Below are 25,472 nucleotides of genomic sequence, written 5' to 3' on the forward strand. Positions count from 1 at the left end.
CCTAACTTGGCTGACTGATCGGCGCTTCCATACGGCGCACGCTGGCCACAAAGTCGCTGAATCGCTCCCCCTGGATCAGCACGTGGTCACATAGCGCCTGCTCAGCCAGTGCAGCATCGCCTTGGGTAATGGCATCGACAATGGCCTGGTGCTCGCTCAAGGAGTTATGCATGCGCTGGCGAACCTGTAATTGCAGGCGACGATAGGGCTTTAAGCGCTGTTTTAACTGACGAGCTTCGCTGGCTAGAAACGTATTGTGGCTCGCCGCATAAATGCAGTCATGAAACGCTTCGTTTTCGTAGTAGTACTCGTCGGTATCACCCGCGTGTGCCGCTGCTTCACAGCGCTGATGGGCCGCCTGAAGCTCTGTCAGCTCCGGGTCACTAATGCGTCGGGCCGCAAGGCGCCCGCACATGCCCTCAAGCTCGGCCATGACTTCAAACATCTCGATTAACTGGTCGATGCCGACCTTGGCCACAAACGTGCCTTTTTTCGGTGATACGGTGACCAAACCGCTAGCCACCAGCTGCTGGAAGGCTTCACGCACAGGCGTGCGAGAAACATTAAACGTTCGCCCCAGCTCGTCCGGGTCGAGCCGTTCACCTGGCACCCGCCGTCCATTAATAATGTCATCTTCCAACGAGTCCCTAAGCCGTTGAGCGTTGGAACGTTTGCTCTCAGCCATCTGTTTCCCACCCCTTTTATTTATAAGAGCGACCGACCGCCTTACTGTCTTCAGGGCCGGAACGTGACGCTTAACATCTTCCACCACTAGCGAAATATATATCATACGTCTTGATATACATTCGAGTAGCTTTCCAACACTCCTACATTAAAACAAGCTCACGGAGATAACGTAAGCAGTAGCACCTCAGCCTGCTGCTGAAGCGTAACTGGGCGGTTGGCTATCCTTATCCATGTTATCGGCTCCTTTTATCGTACGCTTAACGAAGAACTCCTCTCCTGCCTGTGGGTCTTAAATAGGCTCGTTCAAGAAGCGCTGCTGATAGTGAAACATCCAAGCGCGCAGCGTGTTAGCGTAGCCTTTTACTCAAACGCGATAGTGCGTTATTAGAAGATGATAAATTGTCAGTGCTAACATAACCTTCATTTTGCATAAGGAGCTTGCTGCTTTGATTACTCACAATGAAACGGGCGCTTTCTCGGCAGCCGAACTCTATCGCGTTATTAACGATGCCTCCGCTCAGGAAGAAGCCGCTGAACTGGAGTGGCCAGCCGCCAATGTTAGTTTAGATGAAGCCAACCAAACGTTGATTTGGGAGCTTCACGATTACGGTAATTTAACCTTAACGCTTTCGCGCAGTGACAATGAGTGGATTGCCATGACCGCCATTGCCCCGCTGGACAGCGTTTCCAATCCGGCTGAACTTAACGACGTGTTACTGCGCCAAGGCCTTGCGCTTCCGCTTGCCTCTATCGGTATCGTTTCAATTGATGAGCGCGACTTTTACGTGGCTTACGGGCAGCTGTTTGGCGATTCAAAGCTGGTGTCTATTTGTGCTGAATTACATGCCACGGCCAGCGCTGCCATGGAAGTCGCCGATTTAATTCAAGACCACTTTTCTTAATACGCGTTTAGGAGCAACCCTTATGTTAAGCAAAATCATGACGGCGTTACGTGGCAAAGCGAATGAGACCGGCCAGGCCGTCGTTGACTCTCAAGCGCTGCGCATTTTGGACCAGGAAATCCGTGATTCTGAAAATCACCTGAAACAGTCCAAAACCGAACTTGCGCGCTTAATGGGTCAACGCCAGCTGAACAGTAACAAGGCAGATACCCTGGAAAGCAAAATTGCCGAGCTTGAGCAGAGCGCTGAAGCTGCGCTGGATAAAGGCGAAGAAGCGTTAGCGGTCGAAGTTGCCGAGCGCATGGTCAGCATGCAGGATGAGCTGGACGCCGAGCGCAGCATCGTCAGCGAGTACGACGCCAGCATTGAAAGCCTGCGCGGGGCCATTCGCAATACGGATAACCAGCTGCGCCAGCTAAAACAGCAGGTGAGCGTGGTAAAAGCGACAGAATCTGCACAGAAGGCTCAGTCTGCCGTAGCGGCGCGCCACTCCGGGCAAAATAGCGCTATGGGCAGTGCGATGGAGTCTCTTGACCGGATCCGTGAGCGCCAGCAGCTTAACTCAGCCCAGATGCAGGCGGCCGACCAAATGGCTGCCGAAGAGAGCGGTTCATCACTGGATTCACGCCTGAAAGCGGCAGGCATTGGCGCCAATGAGCGCAAAGCCGAAGACGTGCTGGCACGTCTGAAAGCCAAGAAAAACACACCACAAGCGTAAACGTGGCACAGCGCCCGCCCACCGGCGGGCCTGCACGTCACTGGGCCATATTGATTCCGCACCAACGATTCGCGCTATCGGCTTGCCCTTGGAGGCTTCTCGAATGTTTAAGACACTTAAGGCCCTGTTCGGCTCTTCCAATGAGGCGGCGAACCCTGCGGCAGAAAACGCATCCACCTTCACCGCTGGCCTGCCTATCGGGATGTCACAAGAAGATTTTGCGGGACTGCGCCTGGATGGGCGCGTCAAGATTCAGTTGGCTGAGTTAAGCGCCTATTCCGATGCACTCTTTGGGTGGGACAGCGCGCCCTATCATCATGTTGCGGCTGTCGGGCATATCGACCTTGGCCAGGGCGCCCACTTGGTACGCTTTTATCTGGATAACGACACGTGGCTGCAAGCTAACGTCGAAAACCGGCGCGTGATTGAGTACAAGCTGTTTGATTTTTATCGTGTGACGCATTTGTCAGATATCGAGTTCGACGCGCTGATCAACGCAAGCGATAAAAAGGCAGGGCAGCTGGGCGCACAAACGATTGATGTCGAGGCGACCGATGCCTCCGAGCGCACCTGCCAGTTTCAGCGTGTGTGGGGCGATGAAGCGAGCCTTTGGTCACCGCCCGTCGTGCTTGAAGAGCAGGTAATGACCACCGAAAGCGTCATGACGCGTAGCGTTACCCATCATGCCATGCTGTACGAACGCTCTATCGAGGACGCCGAGCGCATGGAGTACGTATTGCTGAATGCGGAAGACGATGGTGAGGGTGGGTTTATGCTGGTACAAAATCTCGGTGTTGATGTTACATCGGTCGATATTGATGCTATTTAAACTCGGCAAGCCCCGACACACGCCATCACCACAACGTTGACTCTCAACCAAGGAAGATTTTATACATGCAGTATTTACAAGGCTTACCCCACTTTTTGGGCTATCTGATCGGCGCACTCGTGCTTCTCGTTGCGTTTATGTACTGTTATAGCCGTATCACGCCCCACCACGAGTGGACGTTAATTCGCGAAGGTAATGCTGCGGCGGCCACGGCCTATGCGGGTTCTATCGTCGGTTTTACACTGCCGCTCTACAGCGCTATGGCCAACTCCATCAGTTTCATCGATTTCATCTTGTGGGGCATCATCGCGTTTGGTGTTCAACTGGCGGCTTTCTTTGGTCTGAAGATGGTGCTGAAGAATCAGGGAGAAAGCCTGTCACTGCATATCACTGAAGGTCATATGGCTTACGGTATTCTGGCGGGTAGTGTCTCCATTGCAGTTGGCCTGATTAATGCCGCCTCGATGACGTGGTAAGGAGTTTAACGATGGCACATAACGATCAGACCCCACACCTGCCGCGACGCAAACGCAGCGCCCGCCTCTCGCTTGCGATGATGGGCGCCAGCGCATTCGGGCTAACGGCGTGTGGCCAGCCAGAGCAAACGACCGATGTAAGCTTTGACAGCCCACGCAGCTACCAGAGTGTTGATGAGTGCGTGGCCGCCGATGTATATACCCGCAGCGCCTGTGAAGATGCCTACGAGGCGTCCATTAAAGAAGTCCCCCGCTTCAATACGCTTGAAGAGTGTGAGGCTGAACACGGTGAAGGAGCCTGCACGGCCCCCACCGAACAGCAGTCTCAGGCGGCCACCGGCAGCAGCGGCGGTGGCTGGTTTATGCCCGCCATGATGGGTTACATGGTGGGTAACATGATGTCGCGCACCAGCCACGGTGCGACCAACCGGGGAGTGTACCAAGAACCGGTTTACCGCAATCGTCAAAACCAGGGCAACTGGAATACCGCCACTAACCAGGCCAGCCAGCGTGTCAATCAGCGCCACCAGGCCCTGCGTACCACGGCGACTCAGAACCGCCAGGCCACGCAGCGTCGCGGCTTCGGTTCTCGCTCATCCGCTCGCGGCGGCTGGGGCTCGTGATGTACCTCGGAAATCCCCATGCTTAGAGTTGATGTTGCAGAACGCGCCAACTGGAAAACCCTGGCCCACGAGCTGGGGTTTCATTTTCATACCATCGGCGGCGAACCCTACTGGAAAGAGAGCGCCTACTACCAGTTCTCGCTGGATCAAATAGAGCGGGATATTGAGGCGCCTACCGAAGAGCTGCATGAAATGTGCATGGAGCTTGTTGATCGTGTCTGTCACTCCAATGCGCTGATGCAACGCCTGGCGCTGCCGGAGTTCATGTGGGACACCATTCACGACTCCTGGGTGTCTGGTCAGCCACACCTTTATGGGCGAATGGACTTTGCCTATTCAGGCCAGGGCCACGCCAAGCTGCTTGAGCTTAACTACGATACGCCCACCTCACTGTATGAAGCGGGCTTTTTCCAGTGGGTATGGCTTGAGCAGGCCATCCAACAGGGCATCATCCCGCGCCACGCTGACCAATATAACTCCATTCAGGAGCGGCTGATTAATGCAATGGCGCATATTGGCGACCGGTTAGACAGCGCCGAGATGTACTTTTCATGCATCAAGGATAATGACGAAGAGCGTGCGACCGTACACTACCTGCAGGATGTAGCCGTTCAGGCCGGTTTAAAAGCGCCCTTCATTTATACCGAAGATATTGGCTACCAGCGCGACGGCGACTACTTTGTTGACTTGGATAATCAGCCCATTCAGGCACTATTTAAGCTCTACCCTTGGGAAGAGTTGGCCGACGATGCGTTTGGCGAAAAGATTCCCCAGCTGCACACCCACTGGTTTGAACCACCGTGGAAGGCGATTCTTTCTAACAAGGGCATTCTGCCCCTGCTGTGGGAGCACTTTAAGGGCCATCCTAATTTGCTACCTGCCTATTTTGAAGAGCGCACGCCTTCACCGCTGCCGCCCGGCTGGGTACGCAAGCCCTTCTTTTCACGCGAAGGCAGCAATATTGAACTGTTAACGCCAGAGGGTCAGCGTGAGGCAGTGGATGGCCCCTATACGGACAGCCCTTGGATTCGCCAGGCCTACCACCCCATGCCGCGCTTTGGCGAACATCACGCGTTAATCGGCAGTTGGGTGGTGGGTGATCGTGCTTGCGGGATCGGCGTGCGGGAAGACGTAGGGCGAATTACCAAGGATTCATCCTGCTTTGTGCCCCACGCCATTGTGTGACAAACAATAATGCAATGCGTAAGTTTACGCGGCGTCTGCGCCCTGTGGCATAAACTGCCCGGGGCGTTCAAAAAGCTTGCGCGTAGGCGTTAATCGCCACTTTTCTGCCTTGTGCGCCATCGTAAAGTGGCGCGAGCCTACCCAGTTAAGCGGTGTCTCTAAAAGCGTTTCCTTCGGCATTCCCTCTGCCGTTAACTGAAGCAGAACATCGTCACTTTCCGTTGGTGCCAATATGTGTGCTGACGCTGCAATGAATAACTGAAGGCGCCGCTTGAAACGGCTTCAAACAGGTTCAGCTGACGAATGCTTGCCGCTTCGCTTAACGCATTGGTGGCCCACTCGTTTCGCGTAATCGATGCATCGGTGAGTAGCGGGCCGTCGGGTAAATCAAAAAAGTGTTGAACGGCGTCAACCAATCCGCTACCCCGCTGAAGGCAACATATCTGTATGGGCTGGGCAGTGGCACGAGGCAATATCGCGTAGTACGCTTGATAGCGTATTATTAGTGAGTGACAACATGCGGCATCCTTGGCAAGAGTTATCATTTCCATTGGCGCAGAGAATATGTCTCCGTACCACTTTCGCCAAAAAATCGTCGACTTCGACTCACTAAAGAACAAATCAAATAAAATCATAATTTCAATAACTTATGTGAATAGCAATATATCTCCCCCCAACCCTTGTTGGCTTAATCAATATTTAAAACAACTCCTTGCACCTGCCTGTATAAAAAATGATAACTATCAAATTAGCGACATGACGACAAAAACTAGACAGCATGTGTAAAAGTAGCTGAAATCGTCATCAGGATATCTCACTATCTATACCTTAGGCCGTTCACCTGCGGCACTTAAAGGTCTTTCTTGCCCTGCTGGGCATCGGTAATTGGGAGCGACAGTGATAATGACGGCGCGTTGGAAAACTTTGCCTTTACGGCTAAGGCTTTTTATCTCCTTTGGAACAGTCTTGGCGTTGGCGATGCTGGTCGCTCTTTACCTGCAGGCACGCTCTTATAGCCAGGCCCGGCTGAATATACTTATCAATGAAGAGTTGCCTGCTCAGGTTGAAAACCTTGCTGCCCATATTAATCTCAGCCTAAACCCTGCACTGGCGGTTTCCGAGAGCCTTTCAAATAACTTTTTTATTGAACAGTGGGCACGCGAGGGTTTTCCAGAGGAACGCCAGCCCGAAGTCACCACCTACCTGTCACGCGTCATGGAACAGCTGAATACCGAACTGCTGTTTATTGCTGCGCAATATCAGGGGCGTGGCTACTACTTTCAGTACCGAGACGGTGAGTTGCTACAACGGCCGTTGGGGCCTCCTGACAGTATGGACGCTTGGTACCATGATTTCACCGACAGTGACGCCGCTTATGAACTTAATCTCGACAGCGACACGTTCTCTACCGAAGAGTCGTTTGTTTTTTTAAACTTCCGCAGTACGGAAAGTGCCCCTAACGGCCGTCCTTTGCTGGTCGCCGGTGCAGGGTTGGACTTGTCACAGCTTGCTTCATTAATTGAAAGCTTCAGCCTGAAAGAGACGGGGCATGCGGCGCTATTAAGCGCGGATGGCGAACTACTGTCACATAGCGACGAAAGCAACATCAACGTGCTGCGTAGCCAAACCGCTGAGCAGCTGACACAGCAGAACCTGACGCCCAACGTGTATGAAGTCGAGCGTGGCGGGCACGTCTATATGGTGAGTACGGTATGGATGCCTGAATTAAGGCGCTTTTTAATGGTGGAGGTCGCCAAAGAGGAGTATTTAGCATCCTCCCGTGAGCGCTTTCTGGAATCGACCGGCATCGGCCTGTTAACTCTGCTAATTGGCCTGGCCATTCTTTATCCGTTAACCGGTAAGCTCATTCGGCCGCTCATGCACTTTCAGCGTCAATTGAAGCAAATCACCCAAAGCCTTGATCTTTCACGCCGTGTGGAAACCGATGACCGGGCAGAGCTTGGCGACCTGGCAAATCAGACGAATGCGCTGCTGGAGCGCTTGTCACGCGCGATTCTTGCCGTCTCCAACAATGCTCAGGCGCTGACACGGGTCGCTGATCGCCTCGCGCAAACCGCCGGGTTATCCAGCGTTCATGGCGGCGACATTAGCCACGAGGCCAACCAGACCATGGCCGCCGCTGTTGAAGAGATGGCGTCATCCGTTGCTGAAATTACCTCGACCATGGAAGAACTCTCCACCTCCTCCACCCAAATTGCCGACCATTCACAGTCAGTGGTCGACGTTGCCAATCAGACGCTTGAGCGGAGCCGTAAAGGCAGTACCGCCATGCAGCTTTTACAGTCAAAAATGCAGGATATCCGTAGCGACAGCGAGCAAAGTCTTGCAGAGATCATGGCATTGGGTGCCAAGTCCAAACAGATCAACAAGGTGATGGAGCTTATCAATACGCTGGCGGCTCAAACCAAGCTGATTGCCTTTAACGCAGCACTTGAGGCTTCAAGCGCCGGTGAATCGGGGCGTCGGTTTTCAGTGGTCGCCAGTGAAATCCGCCGCCTGGCCGATAGCGTCACCGACTCCACACAGGAGATTGAAGGGCATACCGAAGAGATCCAAAACGCGATTAACCGCTTGGTGGTGGCCTCAGAAAAGGGCGCCTCCTCCATTGAACAGGGCGTTGAAGCCAGCATGAGTACGGCGCAAGACCTTGATGCCTTGCTAAAAGCAGCCAGCCAGACCAGTAGCGCCGCTCAGCAGATATCCTTGTCGACTCAGCAGCAAAAAACGGCCAGTAGCCAAGTGGTTATTGCCCTGCGTGATATTGATACCGCCAGTGCCCGTAGTGCGCAATCGGTACGCAGTATTACCGACATCAGCCAGGATATGATTCAAATGTCAGCAGAGCTCAATTTGCTAGTTCAGGAGTTTACGCTGGCTCAGCAAGAGACCGATCATTCAAGCCGCTCTTGAGGACATCACAATGAGTGCCATTCGGGTTGTGATTGCGGATGATAGTCGCGTAACACGTGACGTGCTACGCACGATTCTCACCCGAGACGGCGACGTTGAGATTGTCGGCGAGGCCACCAATGGCCTTGAAGCCATTGAGCTTGCCCGGCGCTTGTCGCCGCAACTAATCACCATGGACCTTACCATGCCGGTGCTGGACGGCCTGGGGGCCATTGAAGAGATCATGCATACCAAAGGCGTGCCGATCCTGGTCGTTAGTGACCGTTCCCATGCTGAAACGGCCTATCAGGCGCTTGAGCTAGGCGCGCTTGAAGTCATGCCCAAGCCGACCCTTGAAAGCGATGATGCTGAGCGCCTGCTGGAGCGCGTGCGGCTATTATCCGGCGTCGCCGTTATCACCCGGTTACGTCGCCGCTCGCTGGCTCAGCCGTTGGCTACTCGTCCAGTCGCGCCTCAGAATAGCGAAATGGCGCCTAGAGGGTTTCAATACATTATCGCCATCGCCTGCTCAACAGGCGGTCCTCAAGCCCTGGCGCGGCTGCTTAATCGCTTACCGGCAAACTTTCCCGCGCCGATTGTAATTGCTCAACATATCAGTCACGGATTTATTGAAGGTATGGCCCAATGGCTGGCTTCGCTATGCATCCTACCCATTAGCGTTGGCAAACATGGAGAACGCCTTAAGCCAGGGCATGTCTATCTATCACCCTCCGAGAGTAATCTTTGCATCACGCCGCACCACCGTTTTCAGCTTCAGGCAAGCCAAGCCGAAGCGCTTTATCACCCTAGCGGCGATGTTCTGCTTAAAAGCGTTGCCGAGGTATATGGCGCCGATGCCATTGGTCTTATTCTGACCGGCATGGGCCGCGACGGTGTTAGCGGTATGCGGGCCATCCACCTTGGCGGCGGCCAGACCATTGCTCAGGACGAAGAGAGCTCGGTTATTTATGGCATGAACCAGGAGGCCGTTAATGCCGGTGTAATACATCATATCGTGGCCCTGGATGACCTGCCCGGCAGGCTAATGCGAGCGGTGCGCTGTACTACCCACAGACAGATGCCCTTATGACGTCGCTTGATCTCTTTAAGGCACTGGTAGTCAAGCACTGCGGGCTTCAGCTGGAGGGCGTAGCAGAGGCTCGCCTCAGCAAAGCCATTAAGACTCTTTCTGCCGAGACCGGCCTAACCCATGCGCCAGCGCTGATTGAAAAACTCAAGCAGGACAGCGCTGCGTTCGATAGCTTTGTTAGCCACCTGACCGTCAATGAGACGTACTTTTTCCGCGAGCCTAAAGCTATCAATTGGCTGGTGAATACGTATTTGCCACAGCGCTTGGCAGAAAAAGGAGCGCCGCTGGCAATTTTGAGCGCAGGATGCTCATCTGGCGAAGAACCATACAGTCTTGCGATGGCGCTTTTTGAGCGTTACGGAGAACGGGCTACCCGGCTTTTTACCCTAGTAGGGGGCGATGTAGACCGTCAGGTTTTGGCCAAGGCGCGCCAAGGAGTATATAGCGGCATGGCCTTTCGTGCGTTGCCTCCTGCGCTAAAGCAGCGTTTCTTTAGCCGTCACCAAACCCATTATAAAATCAGCGAGCAGCTTCGCAACTGGGTAACGTTTCAGCCTTTTAATCTGCTATAGCCCAACAGCGTCCACTTTCACGCAACGTTTGACGTTATTCTCTTTCGTAACGTTTCGATCTATTTTAACGAGCCAACCCGCCGCCGTATCCAGCAGCATTTACAGCGGCTGCTTGCCCCACAAGGTATTTTGCTATGTGGCGTGACGGAAACACTAGGCAATGATTTGGGCGTATTCAGGCTCGTGGAAACGCAGGGCGTATTCTATTTTCACTCCTCGACGAAGCCCGTCCTACCCAAATCAGGCATATCTACGCCCATCACGCCTACTTCCAGCAAATCTACTTCTACAAAATCGACGCACATCAAACCTGCGTTCGTAACGTCGGCGTCCGTCCCGCTGGCTCAATGCTTCGATACAGCTAAGGAAACGATAGCCTGCGCGGCCGACCCGGAAAGCTCCGTGCTACTGCCGCCTACACCCAAGCAAGAACGCCTAGCCGCTCATGAGCCGTCGTTTGATCAAAGACTGCAAAGCGCTCATCAGTTGCTTAATCAAAACGCTTTTGAAGACGCCGCGCGTTTGCTTGAAACACTTTTGGGGAAGCAGCCCTGGTCGGTCGACGCACTACTGCTTGCCGGGCTAGTAGCACGTTGGCAAAAGATGCCGGAACAAGCCTACGGCCTTTTTAAGCGGGCGATTTATGTGGCACCTGATTGTTGGCCTGCCCACTTTTATAAAGCTGAGCTGTTCCGCCAGAGTGAATTAGCCGATGACCCAGTACAACGCCAGCAGGGCTACAGCGCGGTTGTCCGGCTGCTTGATGAAGCGCCGATTTCAAACGGTGGCTTACAAACGATTAGCTCGCCGTTACCACCCGGCGACGCGCGCTTTTTAGCCAAGCGCTACCTCAATATGATGCTTGCCACACCGGGAGTGGGCTAATGGCAATTGATATTCAGCGTTTCATACAACGCTTTGTAGAAGAAGCCGCGGATCATCTGCCCCGTTTACGCCAAGGCGTCAATGCCTTGGAGCAGGGGCAGGCCGACCAGGAAATGATCAATGAGCTGTTTCGTTGTGCGCATACGCTTAAAGGATCATCGCGGATGCTTAAGCTTTTGCCCATTACCGCCCTTGCCCATAGCACTGAAGAGCTGCTAAGTGCGATGCGAGATGGTGCGCTAACCGCCGATATTAATGCCATCAGCCTGCTTAACCAAGCCATTGATGGGCTCGCCGACCTGGTGAGTCACTTGGCAAAAGGTGGCGCACCTGACACGTTACCAGAAGCAGATACAGCACTCTGCCAAGCACTTGAAAACGCCGCCAGTACTGCTCCTTTTCAACCACTCGAAGAGTCTGCCCCGTTACCTGAACAGCCAGCGCTGCCTGATATAAACACCGGGACTACCCCCCCCTCCAGTGGCGCCGCTGACCTACGTCTCAGCGATACCGTTCGCGTCCGCCTTGATCGTCTTGATGATGTGATTCGCCTAATGGGCGAGGTGCTGTCCGGGCATCATCATCTACACAGTCTGGTTGACCAAGCGAACACGTTAAGTGCCATGCTACCGCCAGAAAAGAGGGCCCCTTTTGTAGCATTCAACCGTGAACTAAAAGATAGCGTGCTCGCTCACGATCGCTTGATGAACGACTTACACGATCGGGCACTACAAATGCGCATGCTGCCACTGAGTGTGGTCTTTGACCCTCTCGCCCAAATGGCTAACGAGCTTGCCCAGTCGTTGGGTAAACATGTCCATTGTCGAGTACGCGGTAGCGAAATCGAGCTTGATCGGCAAATGATTGATCATTTATCAGACCCCTTGATTCATCTTTTACGCAATGCATTGGATCATGGTATTGAATCGCCTGCCGAGCGGCAGGCTACCGGAAAACCGGTGCGCGGCCAACTAACGCTGGAAGCCTGGCAGGATGGCGGCTGGGTAGTGGTTGAAATGAGCGATGACGGTGCGGGCATCTCGCTGGATGCGGTACGCAAAAAGGCGCTCGCCAAGCAGTTGATCAGTGAAGGGGGGCTCACGGCACTCAGCGAGCAGGAAACGCTGGAGCTTATTTTCCGGCCCGGTTTTTCTACAAAATCCATGATCACCGACTTTTCCGGGCGCGGCGTGGGCATGGACGTGGTCAAGCGTACCGTTGTGGACGAGCTAAGCGGAGACATTCACCTAAGCAGTGAACCGAGTGTTGGTTCGCGCTTTACGCTACGCCTGCCCATGTCACTAGCGGTGATGCGCGTGTTATTAGTCAGCGTTGGAGGCGTCACGCTGGGGGTCACAGCTCCTTTTGTCTCAGAGCTTATTGAGCGTTCGACTGATACTTTTATCGATGCCGCCGGGCAAACAACGCTGATTCTACGCAATGAATTTGTACCGGTAGTAGCGCTGGCTGATTTACTCGAACTTCCCGCACCGTCCAGCAACGCATCTGAGGCGCTGCTGCTCGTAGTCCATCAACGCCACCAAAAGCTAGCGTTACGAGTTGATAAACTCGTCGATGAGCGTGACATGGTGATTAAACCGTTGCCCACCCACTTGCGCCATTTACCACTGGTATCAGGCGTGGTGTCGTTGGGACGTAACCAACTGGTTAGCCTGCTGCATGTACCCGCGCTCATTGAGCGTAGCCGTCGCAGCGCACAGCGTACGGCCCATGAGACAGCCCCCACCGCCCAAGCGCATCGCATATTAGTCGTCGATGACTCGTTAAATACCCGTGAAATTGAAAAAGATGTGCTGGAAGCATGGGGGTACCACGTCACGCTGGCTGAAAATGGGCGTGATGGCCTTACTAAAGCGCTGGCCGAGCCGTTTGATGCCGTGCTTACCGATATTGAAATGCCCGTTATGGATGGTTTTACACTAACGGCTCATCTACGTGACAACGAGACTTATTATCACAAGCCAATTATCATTATTACCTCGCGAGAAAAAGAAGCCGACCGTCGGCGCGGTATCGAAGTAGGCGCCGACGCGTACATTGTTAAAGGCAGCTTTGATCAAAATAACCTGGTGGATACACTCAAGGCCTTGTTAGGTTAGTATCCGTGTTGAACGAGGCACCTCATGCACATACTGGTCGTAGATGACGATCCACTTGCTGGAGAAATTACCGCTGCCTACCTTGAGGCGTTAGGCCATGCCCCCCTCATTGCCAATGACGCTATGGAAGCAGTTAGCCAGCTAGACAGTAACCCTGACATCGCCCTGATCGTCAGCGATATGTACATGCCGTTAATTGATGGACTGGCTCTTCTGGAGATGCTTCGTGAGCAAGACGTTACGCTGCCGTTTATTTTATTAACGGGGGATGCACCGCCCAGTGGCGCAGCGCACCCAGACCTGGTGGCCTGCTTACAGAAAGATGCAAATCTGGATGTGGCGTTAGCAACCGCCGTTAATAAAGCGCTTAACGATTAACGAATTATATTTGTTATGCTTATAACGCTCGCCCAACTCTCAGGTAGCCTGATGTCTACACCGGCCCCCTCGCTGCATGAAAAGCTTAACTTGCTCCGTCAGCGATTTATTAACCAGCTGCCGTCTCGGTTGCAAAAAACTGTCGCACAGTGGCAGTCAAACGAGGCTGAGTCACGCTTGGCGCCCGAACTTCATCGCTTTTTCCATAGCCTCAAGGGGACAGGCCGCTCGTTAGGCTTTGAGCGTATTGCGCTGTTGGCAGAACAAGCAGAAGAAGCGCTAACAGCGACGCCTCAGCGCGCCGACCTTGATACATTAATCTCTAAACTTCTGGATCAGATAAAAGAAGAGTCGGCATATCTTCAAACCCAACAGGGCCAGCAGGCCTCCATGGCCGGATTCAATAGCGTTGAGTTTACTCACCAGCCCGAGCAGGTACGCAGTAAGCGTCAGCGGCTGATTTATTTATGCGATGACGAGACAGAACATATCAGCTCGCTAATGCACCATTTGCGCTGTTTTGGTCATGAAGTGGTGCACTTTGCTAATACCGATACCTTTTTCAATGCCGTGCTGACTCGCCGCCCCGACGCCGTGATCATGGATGTGCAGTTTCCTAATGGTCAAACAGCCGGTACCGAAACTCTCACCAGTTTAAACAAGCTGACCGGTCAACATCTTCCCTCCATTGTACTATCTGGCCACAGCGACTTTCATTCACGCTTAAGCGCCGTGCGAGCCGGGTGTAACGGGTACTTTACCAAACCGATTAAACCGCTTGATTTAATGCTGGCTATTGATGATCTTACATCGCCCATGGATGATGAGCCGCTGCGCGTTTTAATCGTTGATGATGAACCCGAAGCGGCCGAATACCATGCCTTGCTGCTTGAAGAGGCAGGCATGATTGTGGAACAGATCCACCATCCGAATCAGGCGCTGAGTGCACTTGAGCGCTTCAACCCTGATCTAATGCTGGTCGATGTATATATGCCAGTATGTTCAGGCGAGGAGCTTGCCAGTATTATTCGCCAGCAGCCTGAGTATGTCGGCTTGCCGATTATTTATCTTTCCAGCGAGACCAATAGCCAAAAACAGATCTCAGCGATGGCCGCCGGGGTCGAAGCATTTATTACCAAACCCGTGGTGCCTAAGGAGCTTGTTTCCGCCGTGCACCTGCGCGCTGAGCGACTCCGGCTGTTGCGCTCGCTGATGACTCAGGACAGCATGACCGGCCTATATAATCACAGCACCACCACTGATCTGATTAATAAAGCGCTCGCTCAGGCGCACCGTAACGGCAGCCAGCACGCCATGGCCATGATTGATATCGACCACTTTAAAGAGGTCAACGATACCTATGGTCATCTGGCTGGTGATCAAGTCATTATTACCTTGGCAAGACTGCTTAAAACACGCCTGCGCCTGTCTGACACGATTGGCCGATACGGTGGTGAAGAGTTCGTTGTCCTGTTTAAAGACGTTAGCGTTGAACAGGCGGTCAAGCTGATTGATGATTTGCGCCACGACTTTGGACTAGTGGATTTTCATGCAGGCGAGGTCAGTTTCCGCTGTACCTTTAGTGCGGGAATAAGCGACTTCCCTGCTCACCCGACTACCCAAGCACTGCGCCTGGCCGCCGACCAGGCGCTTTATCACGCTAAACATAAGGGGCGTAACCAAGTGGCCACCAGCCTGGAGTTAGGCAATGACATTCTCATCCGAACCAGCGAATGATCCGACAAGCCTTACCCTTGAGCAAGCGCTTGCCAAGCACGATGCAGGAACCGAGATTATTGAGGTGGAGGAACCCAGTCAGCAGCTGGTGCTGTTTCGGGTAGGCGGACAACCGTTTGCGCTGTCAGGCAGCGTGGTTAAAGAGATTATCAGCCACGATCAACCGGTCTACTTTGTGCCGGGGCTTCCTGCGTCAACCGAAGGCGTCCTGCATTTACGCGGTCATATTGAGTCAGTTATTCAACTACACGCACTGCTGGGCCTCTCCTCCCCTGCGGCCCACTCCCAGGGGATGATTTTATTAGTATCAGCAGCCGGTATTAAAAGCGGAGTGCGTATCGATCATTTAGACGATGTCTGCGACGTGCCTTATAGCCTGCTCCAGGCGCCACCGGAAACGCTTTCAGAGTCACTACGCCCATATGTTAGCGCCTTGTGGCAGCCCGAAGAGGGCGCTGCCACGGCGTTATTGGATGCCGAAGCACTGTTTAGTGCCTATCAGGCAGGCTTGGGCTAACCATGACGCCGAGTGCGCCAAGCGATCACACTCAAATGCCGACTGTCGCCATGGTGGTATTTAGCGCGGGCCTATACCGCGTGGCGCTCGAGTCACGTCACGTGGTCAACATGACAGACACGCCAAGTACGTCACGCTACGTGGAAGCGGCCAATCTACTGTTCCAGCACACGGAGGTTGCCACGCAGTGGCTGACGCTTAACGATGACACTGGAGCGTGGCAGTTGGGCGTTAATCCCCCCATCACACTGCAGGCCTTTGCAGCCAACAAGCTATACCCACTGCCGCCGCTTTTGAAAGCCCGCCGCCTTCACCCCACCTTGTGCGGTATTGCTTTTGAGCCACAACCACTGCTGCTGCTTGATGCTCTCGCGCTTACTCCACCAACCATAAGCAGCTAACGGTATCGCCTGGCGTTACCTGATGATGGGGAGGAATAACCGCCAAGGCATCGGCCTCAATACACGACGACAATACGCCGGAATTCTGGTCAGCAAAGGCCTGGGCCGTTATACCGGAAGGTGCAAAATTAAGCGTTACGCGCATATAGTGCTGGCGCGGCCCGGTCGAGGTCTCAAAATTCGCCGTTGCGGTTAACGTTGGTAATGCCTTCAGTGTTGGGCAGGCCAACAACGCCCCCATGAGCGGGCGCAAAAATAGCCAGGCCCCCACAAACCCCGAAACCGGGTTACCCGGCAAACCCACAAACCTTGCCTCACTGCCATCAGCGCGAGGCAAGCGGCCTAGCGCCAAGGGCTTGCCTGGGCGTATGGCCAAGCGCCATAAATCCAGCTCGCCTAAGGCATCAAGCGCGGCCTTAACGTGGTCTTCTTCCCCCACACTGACACCACCAGTGCTTACCACGACATCGGCGTCAGCGGCGGCCTGGGTTAATAGCGCCACCGTTTGAGCGTAGTCATCCGGCACACTAACGACCTGCACCACATCAGCGCCAAAGCGCTCAAGCAGGCGCTTTAACATGGGTCGGTTGGAGTTATAAATTTGCCCCGGTGCCAGCGGCGTGCCGGGGTCGACGATTTCATCGCCGGTCGAGAGCAGGGCAACCTTAGGGCGGCGGCGTACGCTCACCTGGATAATGCCCTGCCCCGCTAAATGCCCCAACGCGGCCGCTTCTAAGCGCAGCCCTTTGTCGAGTAAACAGTCGCCCACACGCACGTCCCGCCCTTGGCGGCGCACATTATCGTCAGGCGGAATATTGTCCGGTATCAAGGCCTTGCCTGCCTCAACGCTAACGCGCTCCTGCATGACGACGCAGTCCGCACCTGCTGGCAATTCGCCACCGGTAAAGATGCGAGCACAGCTGCCGGGTGCCAGCGGCACTACCTGTGTTCCCGCCGCAATGCGCTGGCTGATGGGCAGCCACCGGCCCGCATCGCTTGTGCGCAACGCATAGCCGTCCATCGCACTGTTATCAAAGGGCGGGACGTTAAGCGCTGCCATCACGTCGTCAGCCAGCACTCGCCCGCCAGCGGCGCCCAAGGCGGCTTCTTCCGCACTGACGGGGCTCACGCCAGCCAGCAGCGCTTCAAGCGCGGCACTTACTGTTTGCAAATCAGCTGTTTGCAAATCAGTCGGCTGCAAATCAGCCATGCTGGCCTCGCTCGGGGATCACCAGGTTGGCAAAATTGCACGGTTTGTGGCGGCTATCGAGCTGCTCTTTCAAAATGCCTTCCCAGCCCGTACGGCAAGCACCGGTTGAGCCGGGCAGACAGAAGATAACCGTGGCATTCGCCAGGCCACCCAAGCAGCGGCTTTGAATGGTGGAACTGCCAATCTCCTCGCCACTTAGTTGACGAAAACGCTCGCCAAATCCTTCGATGTGCTTATCCAGCAGTACCGAAATGGCTTCCGGTGTGGAATCACGGCCGGTAAAGCCGGTGCCGCCGGTAGTAATAACCACCTGCACTCCGGCGTCGGCAATCCACTGGGCCACGATAGCGCGAATCTGGTAGATATCATCAGCCACAATACGCTTATCGGCGAGCCGATGGCCGACGGCGGTCAAACTCTCGGTCAACTGCTGGCCGGAGCGGTCATTCTCTTCGGTGCGCGTATCTGAAATCGTCAGTATGGCTATGTTGAGGGCAACCATCGGCTCCATAACGCTACTCCTGACCGCTTTTCTTGGCTTGGCGAGCGTCCAACGCCGCCAACTGTTCAGGCGTTGCAGTGCCCTGATAGTGCGTTTTCCACTCGCTGTAGGGCATTTTGTAGACGTACTCGCGCGCGGCTTCGTAATCAAGCCGCTCGCCTCGCTCTTCGGCTGCGCTCACCAGCCATTTGGAAAGGCAGTTACGGCAAAAGTCCGCCAGGATCATTAGGTCGATATTCTGTACGTCCTTGTTATCGTCCAGGTGGCTCAGCAAACGCCGAAAGGCAGCTGCCTCAAGCTCAGTGCGAGTAGCCTGATCAAACTCGTTAAAATCTGACATTAGCGTTTCCCTCATAAAAAGTGACTGTCGTGCAGCATACCAAAAGACACCGCTTATAGGCGCTGTTCCACCCGATAACGTAGCCAGGCGAACCCACTGTTTGATATGGGTCATAGTGCTTACCATCAAGCATCTAACGCATAGACAAGCGCATAGACAAGCAAGGCCCTTGGCCGCCATCATAGCGACAAGGGATCTACACTTGGAAATGGCAAGGCTGATCGGCCAGAGGAGACATGCCGATGATCACGACCCACGCATTAACCGGCATGGTGCTCGCTGGTGGTGAAGGCCGCCGCATGGGCGGGCGCGATAAGGGGCTGGAGCCCTTTGCTGGGCTACCTCTGTTTGCCCACACAGCGGCCAGGCTTGAAGGGCAGGTTGCTGAACTGCTGATTAGCGCTAACCGTAATCTTGACGCCTACCGCCTGTTTGGGCGTGTGATCAGTGATGCGGAATCAGGCTTCCAAGGTCCTTTAATGGGCATTTATAGTGGGCTGCGCGCATCAAACACGCCGTGGCTATTGATAGCTCCTTGCGATACGCCGCATCTCCCGGACGACTTGGTCGCACGAATGCTGGCAGGCATACAAAGCGCCGATATCGCCGTGGCGTTTGATGGTCAGCATCTGCACCCTACGGTGGCCTTGATACGCACCGCACTGGCGGATGATCTTCAGGCGGCCCTGAAAAGCGGTGAGCGTAAAATTCAGCGCTGGTATGCACGCCATAATATGCGCCGTGTGGATATGTCCGACTGCCCCGACGCCTTCGCCAATCTCAATACCGCCGAAGAGAAAAGCCGCTTGGAAGCGCAATGCCTATCCGCCAGGAACGTACCATGACGCTCTCCTGCTTTGACCTTGGCGACCAGATGCTGAGCGTGGAAGAAGCCCGCCAGGCGCTGACAACGCTTATTGAAAGACCGCTGGCCCATGAAGTCATTGACCTGCACCGTGCCCATGGCCGCCGCTTGGCACACGATATTATGGCGCCGATCAACGTCCCGCCCAGCACCAACGCCGCGATGGATGGTATTGCCCTTGCCTGGCCAGACACACAGTCATCCCAATGGCCGCTTATCGGTCATGCATTGGCAGGGCATGGTTTTCATGGCGCCGTGCCGCCAGGCGCTTGCGTGCGGATTACCACGGGTGCCCCGCTACCGGAGGGCACCGATACGGTCATTATGCAGGAGCAGTTAACAACGCACGGCGAGCACCTCCACATCGCAAACCCTGAGCGCGTTAAGCGTGGCCAGAACGTACGCCTGGCCGGGGAAGATATTCTCAAGGGCAACCTGGCGCTTTCAAAAGGAACGCGTTTGGATGCCGCTAGTATGGGGCTACTTGCATCGCTCGGCGTGGCACAGGTTTGCGTGGCCCGGCCACCGACGGTTGCACTGTTTTCCACCGGCGATGAAGTGACAGCGCCTGGCGAGCCGCTGGAGAATGCCCGCATTTATGATGCCAACCGGTTTACCTTGATGGGTTTATTAACCGAACAGGGCGCTGAGGTGATTGATCTGGGTATTCTTCCCGATGATCAGCAGTCGATACGTAAGGCGTTATCCCAGGCTGCCCAAGTGAGCGACCTGGTGCTCACCAGCGGCGGTGTATCGGCGGGGCAAGCTGACTTTACACGGCCTGCCCTTGAACAACTGGGCCAACTAACGTTTTGGCGTGTTGCGTTACGCCCAGGGCGGCCACTGGCCTGCGGCTGGCTGGGAGAGTCGCGTACGCCCTTTGTGGGCTTGCCCGGCAACCCTGTCGCTGTCATGGTAACCTTTTCACAGTTTGTCGTGCCGTTGCTCCATCACTTGCAGGCACTCCCCATGACTCCGCCACCCAGGCTTTACGCTGTCGCGGATGAAGTGCTTAACAGCCGCTACCAGCGTACCGATTTTTTGCGCGGCATTTACCATAGCGATGTGCAAGGTGTGCTCCACGTACGCACGACAGGCGCGCAAGGGTCCGGCATGTTAAGTTCGATGGTCGCGGCTAACTGTCTGATCGAGCTACCCGAAGACCAGGACGGTGCACAAGCTGGCGAGGTAGTCTGCATTCAACCACTTGTGAGATGGCCATGACTAAGCAACTAATAGATGACTTTGGTCGCCGAGTTAGCTATGTCCGCATCTCGGTGACCGACCGCTGCGACTTTCGCTGTGTGTACTGCATGAGCGAGGAAATGACGTTTCTTCCGCGTGCCCAAGTGCTCACCCTTGAAGAGATCAGCATGGTCGCCCAGGCCTTTACCGAACTGGGTGTTGAAAAAATTCGCCTGACCGGTGGTGAGCCCCTGGTGCGCCGGGACATAGAACAGCTGGTAGATGACATTGGCCAGTTGCCCGGGCTTAGCGACTTCACCATGACCACCAATGGCGCCAGTCTGCGTAAACATGCCAAACGGCTTTATGCAGGTGGCCTGCGCCGTCTCAATATCAGCCTGGATTCACTGGACCCGGAGCGCTTTAAAAAGCTCACCCGCACCGGCGATTTAACACGCGTTATTGACGGCATCCATGCTGCAAAAGAGGCCGGATTTACCCGCATCAAGTTAAATGCGGTTATTTTAAAAGGTCGTAATGATGATGAGGTGCTGGACCTTGTCGACTTTGCGCGTGACGAAGGGCTGGATATCAGCTTTATTGAAGAGATGCCGCTGGGCGATGTGTCCGATCACTCACGCGCAGAAACCTTCTACTCAAGTGATGATGTACAGGCCCTGATTGAAAAGCGCTATACGCTAACCCCGACCACCGAAACCACGCCAGGCCCGTCGCGCTACTTTAGAATGGCCGACAGTGACAGCCGGGTTGGCTTTATATCGCCGCACAGCCACAACTTCTGCGACACCTGTAATCGCGTGCGGGTCACGGTAGAAGGCCGTTTATTGCTCTGTTTGGGTAACGAACATTCGGTCGACTTGCGCGCCGTGCTGCGCCGCTATCCCGGTGATATGCCGCGCCTTAAAGAGGCGATTGTGAATGCACTACCGCTCAAACCCGAGCGGCACCATTTCACGACCGACGGCGACATTCAGGTTGTTCGCTTTATGAATATGACAGGGGGTTAACTCGTGGCAGCGTTGGCAAAAGTGCCGGTTCATATCATCACCGGCTTTTTGGGAAGTGGTAAAACCACCCTCATTCACCGTCTGATTGAACAAAAGCCTGCGCATGAAACGTGGGCCATTTTAGTGAATGAGTTCGGTCAAATTGGTATCGACCAGGCGATGTTTGAGCAACGTGACGATATCGTTATTAAAGGCTTGCCTGGCGGCTGTTTGTGCTGCCAGCTCGCCTTTGTTATGCAGGCAGCGCTTGTTAACCTGCTGGCACGCAGTAAGCCAGACCGCGTGATTATTGAACCCTCTGGACTTGGCCACCCCGCCGGTTTGCTGGACCTGCTGCGCGGCGAGGCCTTTCACGATGTCGTTGATGTGCGCGATATTATTGCCACGCTGGACCCACGCCGCCTGGATGACCCGCGTGCGCTCAATCATGAAACGTTTCAGGACCAGTTGGCGATCGCCGATGCGGTAGCCATCACCTTATGGGACCAGGCCACCGATCAACAGCAGCAGGCAGCGCTGCAGTTTGCCAATGCCTTATGGCCGCCGCGTAAATGGGCCGAGCCGGTTACCAATGGCGAACTGCCACTTGAACGATTAACGCACAGTGGCCAAAGTCCTGCCCACGACTTGGCCGTTCCGGAAGCACACCGCACATTAACCGCGCCCCCTGGTTTGGAGGGCGGATTTTTTGACTTTCCGCCAGCCAAAGGCGCACCACAGCAGGAAACCGGTGTGGCGCTGGGCTACGTGAGCTTGGGATTGCGCTGGCACCCTGACGAGCACTTTGACCTGGACAGCCTGGCGCAATGTTTAGGTGAATTACCCCGTGATGCCCGTATTAAAGGCGTGTTTCATACGACCAGCGGCTGGCAGCAGCTTAACCGCGCTGACGGTGCGCTAAACGTAGACAGTAGCGCCTGGCGGCAGGACTCGCGGCTGGAAATCATTATCCCTGAAGCGCTGGCGAGTACGGTGCCAGATACCACGGCACTTGCGTCAATGCTCTCCCCCGCGCCATTTCATCAAAACGGCTGATATCAAGAAACATCAAGCTCCGCTTCCAACGCGTCGATGGTGACCGGACGCCCAAACAGATAACCTTGATAGGCGTGGCAGCCATGGGCGAATAACCACGCCTGCTGCGCCTGGGTTTCGACTCCTTCGGCGATCACCTCCAGGTTCAGGCTTTTTGCCAGCGCAATGGTACTCTCGACAATCGCCGCATTCGCGCTACTGGTCAGCACCTGGCGCACAAAACTCTGGTCTATTTTCAGTTGGTCCAAGGGTAGCTGGGCCAGGTAGGCAAGGGATGAATAACCGGTCCCAAAATCATCCAGTGAGAGGCGAACGCCCAGCGCTTTTAGGAACAACATTTTATCGCGGGCCCTGTCGCGGTCATCCACAAACAGCGACTCTGTCACTTCAAGCTTTAAGCGGTCAAGCGGTGCTTGGGTACGTTCAAAGATAGCCGTGATACGCGGTATAAACTCAGCATCGTGAAACTGCAGAGGGCTGATATTTACCGACATCGTCAAGTGGCAGAACCGATCATGCTGTGCCCAGCTCGCCAACTGGTAGCAGGCCCTCTCCAGCACCCATGCACCTACTTCAATAATCAGGCCGGTACTCTCTAACAGCGGTATAAAGTCCCCGGGTGATACAAGACCCCGCTCGGGATGCTGCCAGCGCAAAAGTGCCTCGACCCCGGTCGTCTTTCCATTTACTTCCACTTGGGGCTGATAATAAAGCTGCCACTGGTTAAGCGCCTGTGCCTGCCGCAAGTCACGTTCCAGACGCGTTGAGGCTAACAGCGTTGCCTGCATATCGGGGTCAAAAAAGCACAGCGTATCACGGCCTCTCGCCTTGGCTTGAAATAGCGCCATATCCGCCTGCTGAAGATACTCATTTTGCTCGTTGGTCGAATAGTCCAAGAGGGTGATACCGATGCTGGCCGTCACGCTGACCGAGTGCTCAATGAGTGAACTGGTACGGCGTATGGCAACCATCAACTTATGGGCGATGAGCTCAGCCAACTGAGCCGCTTTAGCCGCATCGGCATCCAACGACTGAATGAGTATCGCGAACTCATCACCGCCAACACGTGCCAAGGTATCACTTTCCCGCAGCTGTTGATGAAGCAGGCGCGCAACGCCCTGAAGCAAACGGTCACCGATAGAGTGCCCAAACACATCGTTAACCTGTTTGAAATGATCGATATCGATAAGCAGAAGCGCACCATAAGAGCGATGTCGGCGCGCCTCTTTAAGCGCTGCGCCCAAGCGGTCCATAAAGAGACGGCGATTCGCCAGCCCCGTCACCGAATCATAAAACGCCAGTTGGTGGATCTCCTGTTCAGCGGCTTTGCGTTCGCTAATATCGACAACGGTGGCCACGTAATGGGTTAGCTGCTGGTCAGCATTACGGATTGAGCTAATAACGACCCACTCGGGAAAGATATCGCCGCTCTTGCGCTGGCTCCAAACTTCGCCTTCCCAGCGGCCCTGCTGTTTGACGCTGCGCCATAAACGGCGATAGAAACCAGGGTCGTGGCGGTTCGAATTAAACATCTTTGCGTCACGGCCAATCACTTCGGCTTCGCTATAGCCGGTAATCTGAGTAAACATGGGATTGGCTTTCAGTATTTTCCCTTCGGCATCCGCGATGATGATGCCCAGGTGTGCCTGAAAAGCAGCGGCCGCGATATTAAGCTCCGCTTCACTCTGTTTGGCTTCGGTAATATCGCGCGCGACCAGCAACGTGCCGGAAAAGCGGCCATCAGGATGCACCAAGGGGCTTGCTACGGCCTGAAAAAAATGTTCTCCCCTGGGCACCCTCAACTGATATTCAAGCGTAACTGCTTGGCGATGCTGCCTTACCTGCTCAAAGACAGTATCAAAGCGCTTGGATAAACCAGGGGGCATTACCTCGTTATAATGTTTACCTAACAGACTATCTTTGCCTTTCAGCAACATTCCTTCATCCAGGGCATGCATATAGGTCATTTGATTGTTTTGGTCGAAAACGATGATCAAATCCTGGATAGAGTTAATAAGCGTTCTGAGCTGGGCTTCTCCTGTCTGGGCCTGGGTACGCGCCTGATCAAGCTCTTTAAGGCGATGTTGTAATAACTGGGCTAACCTTATCCGCTTAAGGTAATGACGAACTCCCCATGCGCCCAACAAAACAATAGCGATAAAGATACCGATGGTAATCCCGGCGCGCTGACGCCACCCCGCTAACACCTCGTCCAAATCCATGCCGACGACCACCCATATCGGATAGTTCTCGACGCGCTGTACCCAAAAAATTCGCTCACGTTGATCCAGAGAAGACCACATCACGTCCGACCACGGGGTCTGGCCGTTGTCCAGGACGCGTTGTATGGTCGCGCCCTCCACTTGCCCCCCCGGTTTGCGTGCGCTCGTCACCAGGATTGCGGGCGATTAATGTAAGCGTGGCGTCTACCAGGGCGATGCTTTCACCCTGGCGAATCTGCATTTGGTTAACCATGTCGGCAAATGCTTGTGATGCCACACGTGCTGATGCCATGCCCGCAAAGGCACCTGATGAATCTGTCAGACGTAACGCGTGTATCAGAGAGTAGGTTTGTTCCTCACTGGACCAGTAAAGCGGCGTAACGATGTCCTCCATGGGATAGTCAGGGTCGCTCAAGACTTTATAAAAATCCTGGTCACTAAAATCCGCTCCCTGATAGTGGTTATCTCCACTACTGGCAATCATGATTCCTTGGCTATCCAACAGAACCACTCGTTGAACCAGGGGGGCATAGCGATGACGATCGCTTAACATCCGAGACATTTGCGTGGCGCTGACCACATCAGGCATGTTCTGAAGGTCAGCGACACTGACCAGCACGTGGTACGTTTGAGAGAAGATGCTTTCTACCCACTCCCCAATCAGGCTGGCACGCGCATCGCTCTGCGCCTCAGCAGAGGCTATCTCCTGTTCACGCTGCTCCTTTAAAAACCAGCCGAACAGGCTGAACAGCAGCAGTAAAGCAATAACGTATAACGCGTAGACATTGCGACGTTGGTGGCGAAAGGCGTTATCGGCATGCTTTTCGCTCTCTTTGTTCTGGTCCTTTCTCATCAATATATCTACAACAGGCATAGCGCATCGTCCTTGGCCAGAAAACAAAAGAGAACGCATAAATTGATGTGACGATGTACTACGTAAACGTCGTCAGCATTACTCTTTATCCTGCCAACAGTTAGATAGAATAACGGTAAACAATTTATTCATTCCATCAATTTAGAATGCCTTAGTAGCGCGATTTATCGTATTACAAACA

The 25,472-nt window shown here is 54.4% G+C and carries 26 protein-coding genes and 1 pseudogene; 19 read left to right on the plus strand and 8 right to left on the minus strand.

The features are described from left to right. Nucleotide 1 precedes the first annotated feature (1 nt). The gene (locus ACT3R4_RS02965) at nt 2-685 is read right to left on the minus strand and encodes a GntR family transcriptional regulator (RefSeq protein ID WP_441677495.1); all 684 of its coding nucleotides are present in this window, start codon (nt 683-685) and stop codon (nt 2-4) included. Nucleotides 686-1,133: 448 nt separating this feature from the next. Between ACT3R4_RS02965 and ACT3R4_RS02970 the strand changes: the two genes are divergently transcribed. From ACT3R4_RS02970 to ACT3R4_RS02995, 6 genes are all read left to right on the plus strand, one after another. Further along, nucleotides 1,134-1,589: a DUF2170 family protein gene (locus ACT3R4_RS02970; protein WP_087111029.1), complete on the plus strand. Its 456-nt coding sequence runs from the start codon at nt 1,134-1,136 to the stop codon at nt 1,587-1,589. Nucleotides 1,590-1,611: 22 nt separating this feature from the next. Beyond that, nucleotides 1,612-2,307 (plus strand): PspA/IM30 family protein, encoded by a 696-nt coding sequence (locus ACT3R4_RS02975; RefSeq protein ID WP_441677493.1) that lies wholly within the window; start codon nt 1,612-1,614, stop codon nt 2,305-2,307. Nucleotides 2,308-2,410: 103 nt separating this feature from the next. Next, nucleotides 2,411-3,136 carry a DUF2491 family protein gene (locus tag ACT3R4_RS02980; protein WP_441677491.1) on the plus strand — a complete coding sequence of 242 codons (726 nt, stop codon included), beginning with the start codon at nt 2,411-2,413 and terminating at the stop codon, nt 3,134-3,136. 65 nt (nt 3,137-3,201) lie between these two features. Further along, a complete protein-coding gene (locus ACT3R4_RS02985; protein WP_172117914.1) occupies nt 3,202-3,612 on the plus strand; it encodes a DUF350 domain-containing protein in 411 nt (136 codons plus the stop codon). Nucleotides 3,613-3,623: 11 nt separating this feature from the next. Then, the gene (locus ACT3R4_RS02990; protein WP_172117913.1) at nt 3,624-4,235 is read left to right on the plus strand and encodes a DUF1190 domain-containing protein; all 612 of its coding nucleotides are present in this window, start codon (nt 3,624-3,626) and stop codon (nt 4,233-4,235) included. Between the two features lie 18 nt (nt 4,236-4,253). After that, a complete protein-coding gene (locus tag ACT3R4_RS02995) occupies nt 4,254-5,420 on the plus strand; it encodes a glutathionylspermidine synthase family protein (protein ID WP_441677489.1) in 1,167 nt (388 codons plus the stop codon). 24 nt (nt 5,421-5,444) lie between these two features. Here ACT3R4_RS02995 and ACT3R4_RS03000 read toward each other — a convergent pair whose 3' ends face one another. Then, the gene (locus ACT3R4_RS03000; RefSeq protein ID WP_441677487.1) at nt 5,445-5,600 is read right to left on the minus strand and encodes a hypothetical protein; all 156 of its coding nucleotides are present in this window, start codon (nt 5,598-5,600) and stop codon (nt 5,445-5,447) included. A gap of 11 nt (nt 5,601-5,611) precedes the next feature. After that, on the minus strand, nt 5,612-5,836 hold the full coding sequence (locus ACT3R4_RS03005; RefSeq protein ID WP_441677485.1) for a hypothetical protein: 225 nt from the start codon (nt 5,834-5,836) through the stop codon (nt 5,612-5,614). A 487-nt stretch (nt 5,837-6,323) separates the two neighbouring features. Between ACT3R4_RS03005 and ACT3R4_RS03010 the strand changes: the two genes are divergently transcribed. The 9 genes and pseudogenes from ACT3R4_RS03010 (at nt 6,324) to ACT3R4_RS03050 (ending at nt 16,030) form a co-directional block, all read left to right on the plus strand. After that, the gene (locus ACT3R4_RS03010) at nt 6,324-8,351 is read left to right on the plus strand and encodes a methyl-accepting chemotaxis protein (RefSeq protein ID WP_441677483.1); all 2,028 of its coding nucleotides are present in this window, start codon (nt 6,324-6,326) and stop codon (nt 8,349-8,351) included. Between the two features lie 10 nt (nt 8,352-8,361). Continuing rightward, nucleotides 8,362-9,420 carry a chemotaxis-specific protein-glutamate methyltransferase CheB gene (gene cheB / locus ACT3R4_RS03015; protein ID WP_441677481.1) on the plus strand — a complete coding sequence of 353 codons (1,059 nt, stop codon included), beginning with the start codon at nt 8,362-8,364 and terminating at the stop codon, nt 9,418-9,420. Beyond that, a pseudogene (locus ACT3R4_RS03020) lies at nt 9,417-10,127 on the plus strand (CheR family methyltransferase); the annotation flags it as partial. The gene cheB and the pseudogene ACT3R4_RS03020, both read left to right, overlap by 4 nt. Before the next feature lie 267 nt (nt 10,128-10,394). Then, entirely contained in the window at nt 10,395-10,877 is a 483-nt protein-coding gene (locus ACT3R4_RS03025; protein ID WP_441677599.1) for a hypothetical protein, read from the plus strand. Further along, the gene (locus tag ACT3R4_RS03030) at nt 10,877-12,997 is read left to right on the plus strand and encodes a hybrid sensor histidine kinase/response regulator (RefSeq protein ID WP_441677479.1); all 2,121 of its coding nucleotides are present in this window, start codon (nt 10,877-10,879) and stop codon (nt 12,995-12,997) included. The genes ACT3R4_RS03025 and ACT3R4_RS03030 overlap by 1 nt, the downstream gene beginning before the upstream one ends. 24 nt (nt 12,998-13,021) lie before the next feature. Beyond that, the gene (locus ACT3R4_RS03035; protein WP_441677477.1) at nt 13,022-13,375 is read left to right on the plus strand and encodes a response regulator; all 354 of its coding nucleotides are present in this window, start codon (nt 13,022-13,024) and stop codon (nt 13,373-13,375) included. 51 nt (nt 13,376-13,426) lie between these two features. Continuing rightward, on the plus strand, nt 13,427-15,112 hold the full coding sequence (locus ACT3R4_RS03040) for a diguanylate cyclase (RefSeq protein WP_441677475.1): 1,686 nt from the start codon (nt 13,427-13,429) through the stop codon (nt 15,110-15,112). Then, nucleotides 15,084-15,629, plus strand: a complete 546-nt coding sequence (locus tag ACT3R4_RS03045; RefSeq protein ID WP_441677473.1) for a chemotaxis protein CheW — start codon at nt 15,084-15,086, stop codon at nt 15,627-15,629. The genes ACT3R4_RS03040 and ACT3R4_RS03045 overlap by 29 nt, the downstream gene beginning before the upstream one ends. A 2-nt stretch (nt 15,630-15,631) precedes the next feature. Next, nucleotides 15,632-16,030, plus strand: a complete 399-nt coding sequence (locus ACT3R4_RS03050; protein ID WP_441677471.1) for a hypothetical protein — start codon at nt 15,632-15,634, stop codon at nt 16,028-16,030. Here ACT3R4_RS03050 and ACT3R4_RS03055 read toward each other — a convergent pair. The 3 genes from ACT3R4_RS03055 to ACT3R4_RS03065 are packed head-to-tail and all read right to left on the minus strand — an operon-like array spanning nt 16,005 to nt 18,082. Further along, nucleotides 16,005-17,240 (minus strand): molybdopterin molybdotransferase MoeA, encoded by a 1,236-nt coding sequence (locus ACT3R4_RS03055; RefSeq protein ID WP_441677469.1) that lies wholly within the window; start codon nt 17,238-17,240, stop codon nt 16,005-16,007. The two genes, ACT3R4_RS03050 and ACT3R4_RS03055, sit on opposite strands and share 26 nt — an antisense overlap. Then, complete coding sequence (gene moaB, locus ACT3R4_RS03060) at nt 17,233-17,751, minus strand: molybdenum cofactor biosynthesis protein B (RefSeq protein ID WP_441677467.1); 519 nt, start codon at nt 17,749-17,751, stop codon at nt 17,233-17,235. Before moaB ends, ACT3R4_RS03055 begins: the two co-directional genes overlap by 8 nt. 4 nt (nt 17,752-17,755) lie before the next feature. Next, nucleotides 17,756-18,082, minus strand: coding sequence for a DUF1244 domain-containing protein (locus tag ACT3R4_RS03065; RefSeq protein WP_172117909.1), 327 nt, complete (start codon nt 18,080-18,082; stop codon nt 17,756-17,758). Between the two features lie 242 nt (nt 18,083-18,324). Between ACT3R4_RS03065 and mobA the strand changes: the two genes are divergently transcribed. From mobA to ACT3R4_RS03085, 4 genes are read left to right on the plus strand one after another with little or no spacing between them, the layout of a single operon-like run. Next, a complete protein-coding gene (gene mobA / locus ACT3R4_RS03070) occupies nt 18,325-18,927 on the plus strand; it encodes a molybdenum cofactor guanylyltransferase MobA (RefSeq protein WP_441677464.1) in 603 nt (200 codons plus the stop codon). Then, entirely contained in the window at nt 18,924-20,171 is a 1,248-nt protein-coding gene (moeA, locus tag ACT3R4_RS03075; protein WP_441677595.1) for a molybdopterin molybdotransferase MoeA, read from the plus strand. Before mobA ends, moeA begins: the two co-directional genes overlap by 4 nt. Then, nucleotides 20,168-21,160, plus strand: coding sequence for a GTP 3',8-cyclase MoaA (gene moaA / locus ACT3R4_RS03080; protein WP_441677462.1), 993 nt, complete (start codon nt 20,168-20,170; stop codon nt 21,158-21,160). The genes moeA and moaA overlap by 4 nt, the downstream gene beginning before the upstream one ends. Nucleotides 21,161-21,163: 3 nt before the next feature. Then, the gene (locus tag ACT3R4_RS03085) at nt 21,164-22,195 is read left to right on the plus strand and encodes a CobW family GTP-binding protein (protein ID WP_441677460.1); all 1,032 of its coding nucleotides are present in this window, start codon (nt 21,164-21,166) and stop codon (nt 22,193-22,195) included. Between the two features lie 2 nt (nt 22,196-22,197). Here the strand turns inward: ACT3R4_RS03085 and ACT3R4_RS03090 are convergent, their stop codons facing one another. Together ACT3R4_RS03090 and ACT3R4_RS03095 are read right to left on the minus strand one after the other, a co-directional pair. Beyond that, a complete protein-coding gene (locus ACT3R4_RS03090) occupies nt 22,198-24,498 on the minus strand; it encodes a bifunctional diguanylate cyclase/phosphodiesterase (RefSeq protein WP_441677458.1) in 2,301 nt (766 codons plus the stop codon). Then, complete coding sequence (locus ACT3R4_RS03095; protein ID WP_441677456.1) at nt 24,473-25,291, minus strand: PDC sensor domain-containing protein; 819 nt, start codon at nt 25,289-25,291, stop codon at nt 24,473-24,475. The genes ACT3R4_RS03090 and ACT3R4_RS03095 overlap by 26 nt, the downstream gene beginning before the upstream one ends. Between the last annotated feature and the right edge of the window lie 181 nt (nt 25,292-25,472).

The sequence above is a fragment of the Halomonas sp. AOP7-E1-9 genome, assembly GCF_052376035.1.
GTDB classification, from domain to species: domain Bacteria; phylum Pseudomonadota; class Gammaproteobacteria; order Pseudomonadales; family Halomonadaceae; genus Vreelandella; species Vreelandella citrativorans.

What these genes read in the sequence shown, in the direction of transcription:
- moaA (WP_441677462.1), top strand. Translation starts at nt 20,168, where the DNA reads ATGACTAAGCAACTAATAGATGACTTTGGTCGCCGAGTTAGCTATGTC.
- ACT3R4_RS03095 (WP_441677456.1), bottom strand. Translation starts at nt 25,291, where the DNA reads ATGCCTGTTGTAGATATATTGATGAGAAAGGACCAGAACAAAGAGAGC.
- moeA (WP_441677595.1), top strand. Translation starts at nt 18,924, where the DNA reads ATGACGCTCTCCTGCTTTGACCTTGGCGACCAGATGCTGAGCGTGGAA.
- moaB (WP_441677467.1), bottom strand. Translation starts at nt 17,751, where the DNA reads ATGGAGCCGATGGTTGCCCTCAACATAGCCATACTGACGATTTCAGAT.
- ACT3R4_RS03035 (WP_441677477.1), top strand. Translation starts at nt 13,022, where the DNA reads ATGCACATACTGGTCGTAGATGACGATCCACTTGCTGGAGAAATTACC.
- mobA (WP_441677464.1), top strand. Translation starts at nt 18,325, where the DNA reads ATGATCACGACCCACGCATTAACCGGCATGGTGCTCGCTGGTGGTGAA.
- ACT3R4_RS03010 (WP_441677483.1), top strand. Translation starts at nt 6,324, where the DNA reads ATGACGGCGCGTTGGAAAACTTTGCCTTTACGGCTAAGGCTTTTTATC.
- ACT3R4_RS02995 (WP_441677489.1), top strand. Translation starts at nt 4,254, where the DNA reads ATGCTTAGAGTTGATGTTGCAGAACGCGCCAACTGGAAAACCCTGGCC.
- ACT3R4_RS02985 (WP_172117914.1), top strand. Translation starts at nt 3,202, where the DNA reads ATGCAGTATTTACAAGGCTTACCCCACTTTTTGGGCTATCTGATCGGC.
- cheB (WP_441677481.1), top strand. Translation starts at nt 8,362, where the DNA reads ATGAGTGCCATTCGGGTTGTGATTGCGGATGATAGTCGCGTAACACGT.
- ACT3R4_RS03055 (WP_441677469.1), bottom strand. Translation starts at nt 17,240, where the DNA reads ATGGCTGATTTGCAGCCGACTGATTTGCAAACAGCTGATTTGCAAACA.
- ACT3R4_RS03045 (WP_441677473.1), top strand. Translation starts at nt 15,084, where the DNA reads ATGACATTCTCATCCGAACCAGCGAATGATCCGACAAGCCTTACCCTT.
- ACT3R4_RS03030 (WP_441677479.1), top strand. Translation starts at nt 10,877, where the DNA reads ATGGCAATTGATATTCAGCGTTTCATACAACGCTTTGTAGAAGAAGCC.
- ACT3R4_RS03090 (WP_441677458.1), bottom strand. Translation starts at nt 24,498, where the DNA reads ATGTGGTCTTCTCTGGATCAACGTGAGCGAATTTTTTGGGTACAGCGC.
- ACT3R4_RS02980 (WP_441677491.1), top strand. Translation starts at nt 2,411, where the DNA reads ATGTTTAAGACACTTAAGGCCCTGTTCGGCTCTTCCAATGAGGCGGCG.
- ACT3R4_RS03040 (WP_441677475.1), top strand. Translation starts at nt 13,427, where the DNA reads ATGTCTACACCGGCCCCCTCGCTGCATGAAAAGCTTAACTTGCTCCGT.
- ACT3R4_RS03050 (WP_441677471.1), top strand. Translation starts at nt 15,632, where the DNA reads ATGACGCCGAGTGCGCCAAGCGATCACACTCAAATGCCGACTGTCGCC.
- ACT3R4_RS02975 (WP_441677493.1), top strand. Translation starts at nt 1,612, where the DNA reads ATGTTAAGCAAAATCATGACGGCGTTACGTGGCAAAGCGAATGAGACC.
- ACT3R4_RS03000 (WP_441677487.1), bottom strand. Translation starts at nt 5,600, where the DNA reads ATGCCGAAGGAAACGCTTTTAGAGACACCGCTTAACTGGGTAGGCTCG.
- ACT3R4_RS02990 (WP_172117913.1), top strand. Translation starts at nt 3,624, where the DNA reads ATGGCACATAACGATCAGACCCCACACCTGCCGCGACGCAAACGCAGC.
- ACT3R4_RS03065 (WP_172117909.1), bottom strand. Translation starts at nt 18,082, where the DNA reads ATGTCAGATTTTAACGAGTTTGATCAGGCTACTCGCACTGAGCTTGAG.
- ACT3R4_RS02965 (WP_441677495.1), bottom strand. Translation starts at nt 685, where the DNA reads ATGGCTGAGAGCAAACGTTCCAACGCTCAACGGCTTAGGGACTCGTTG.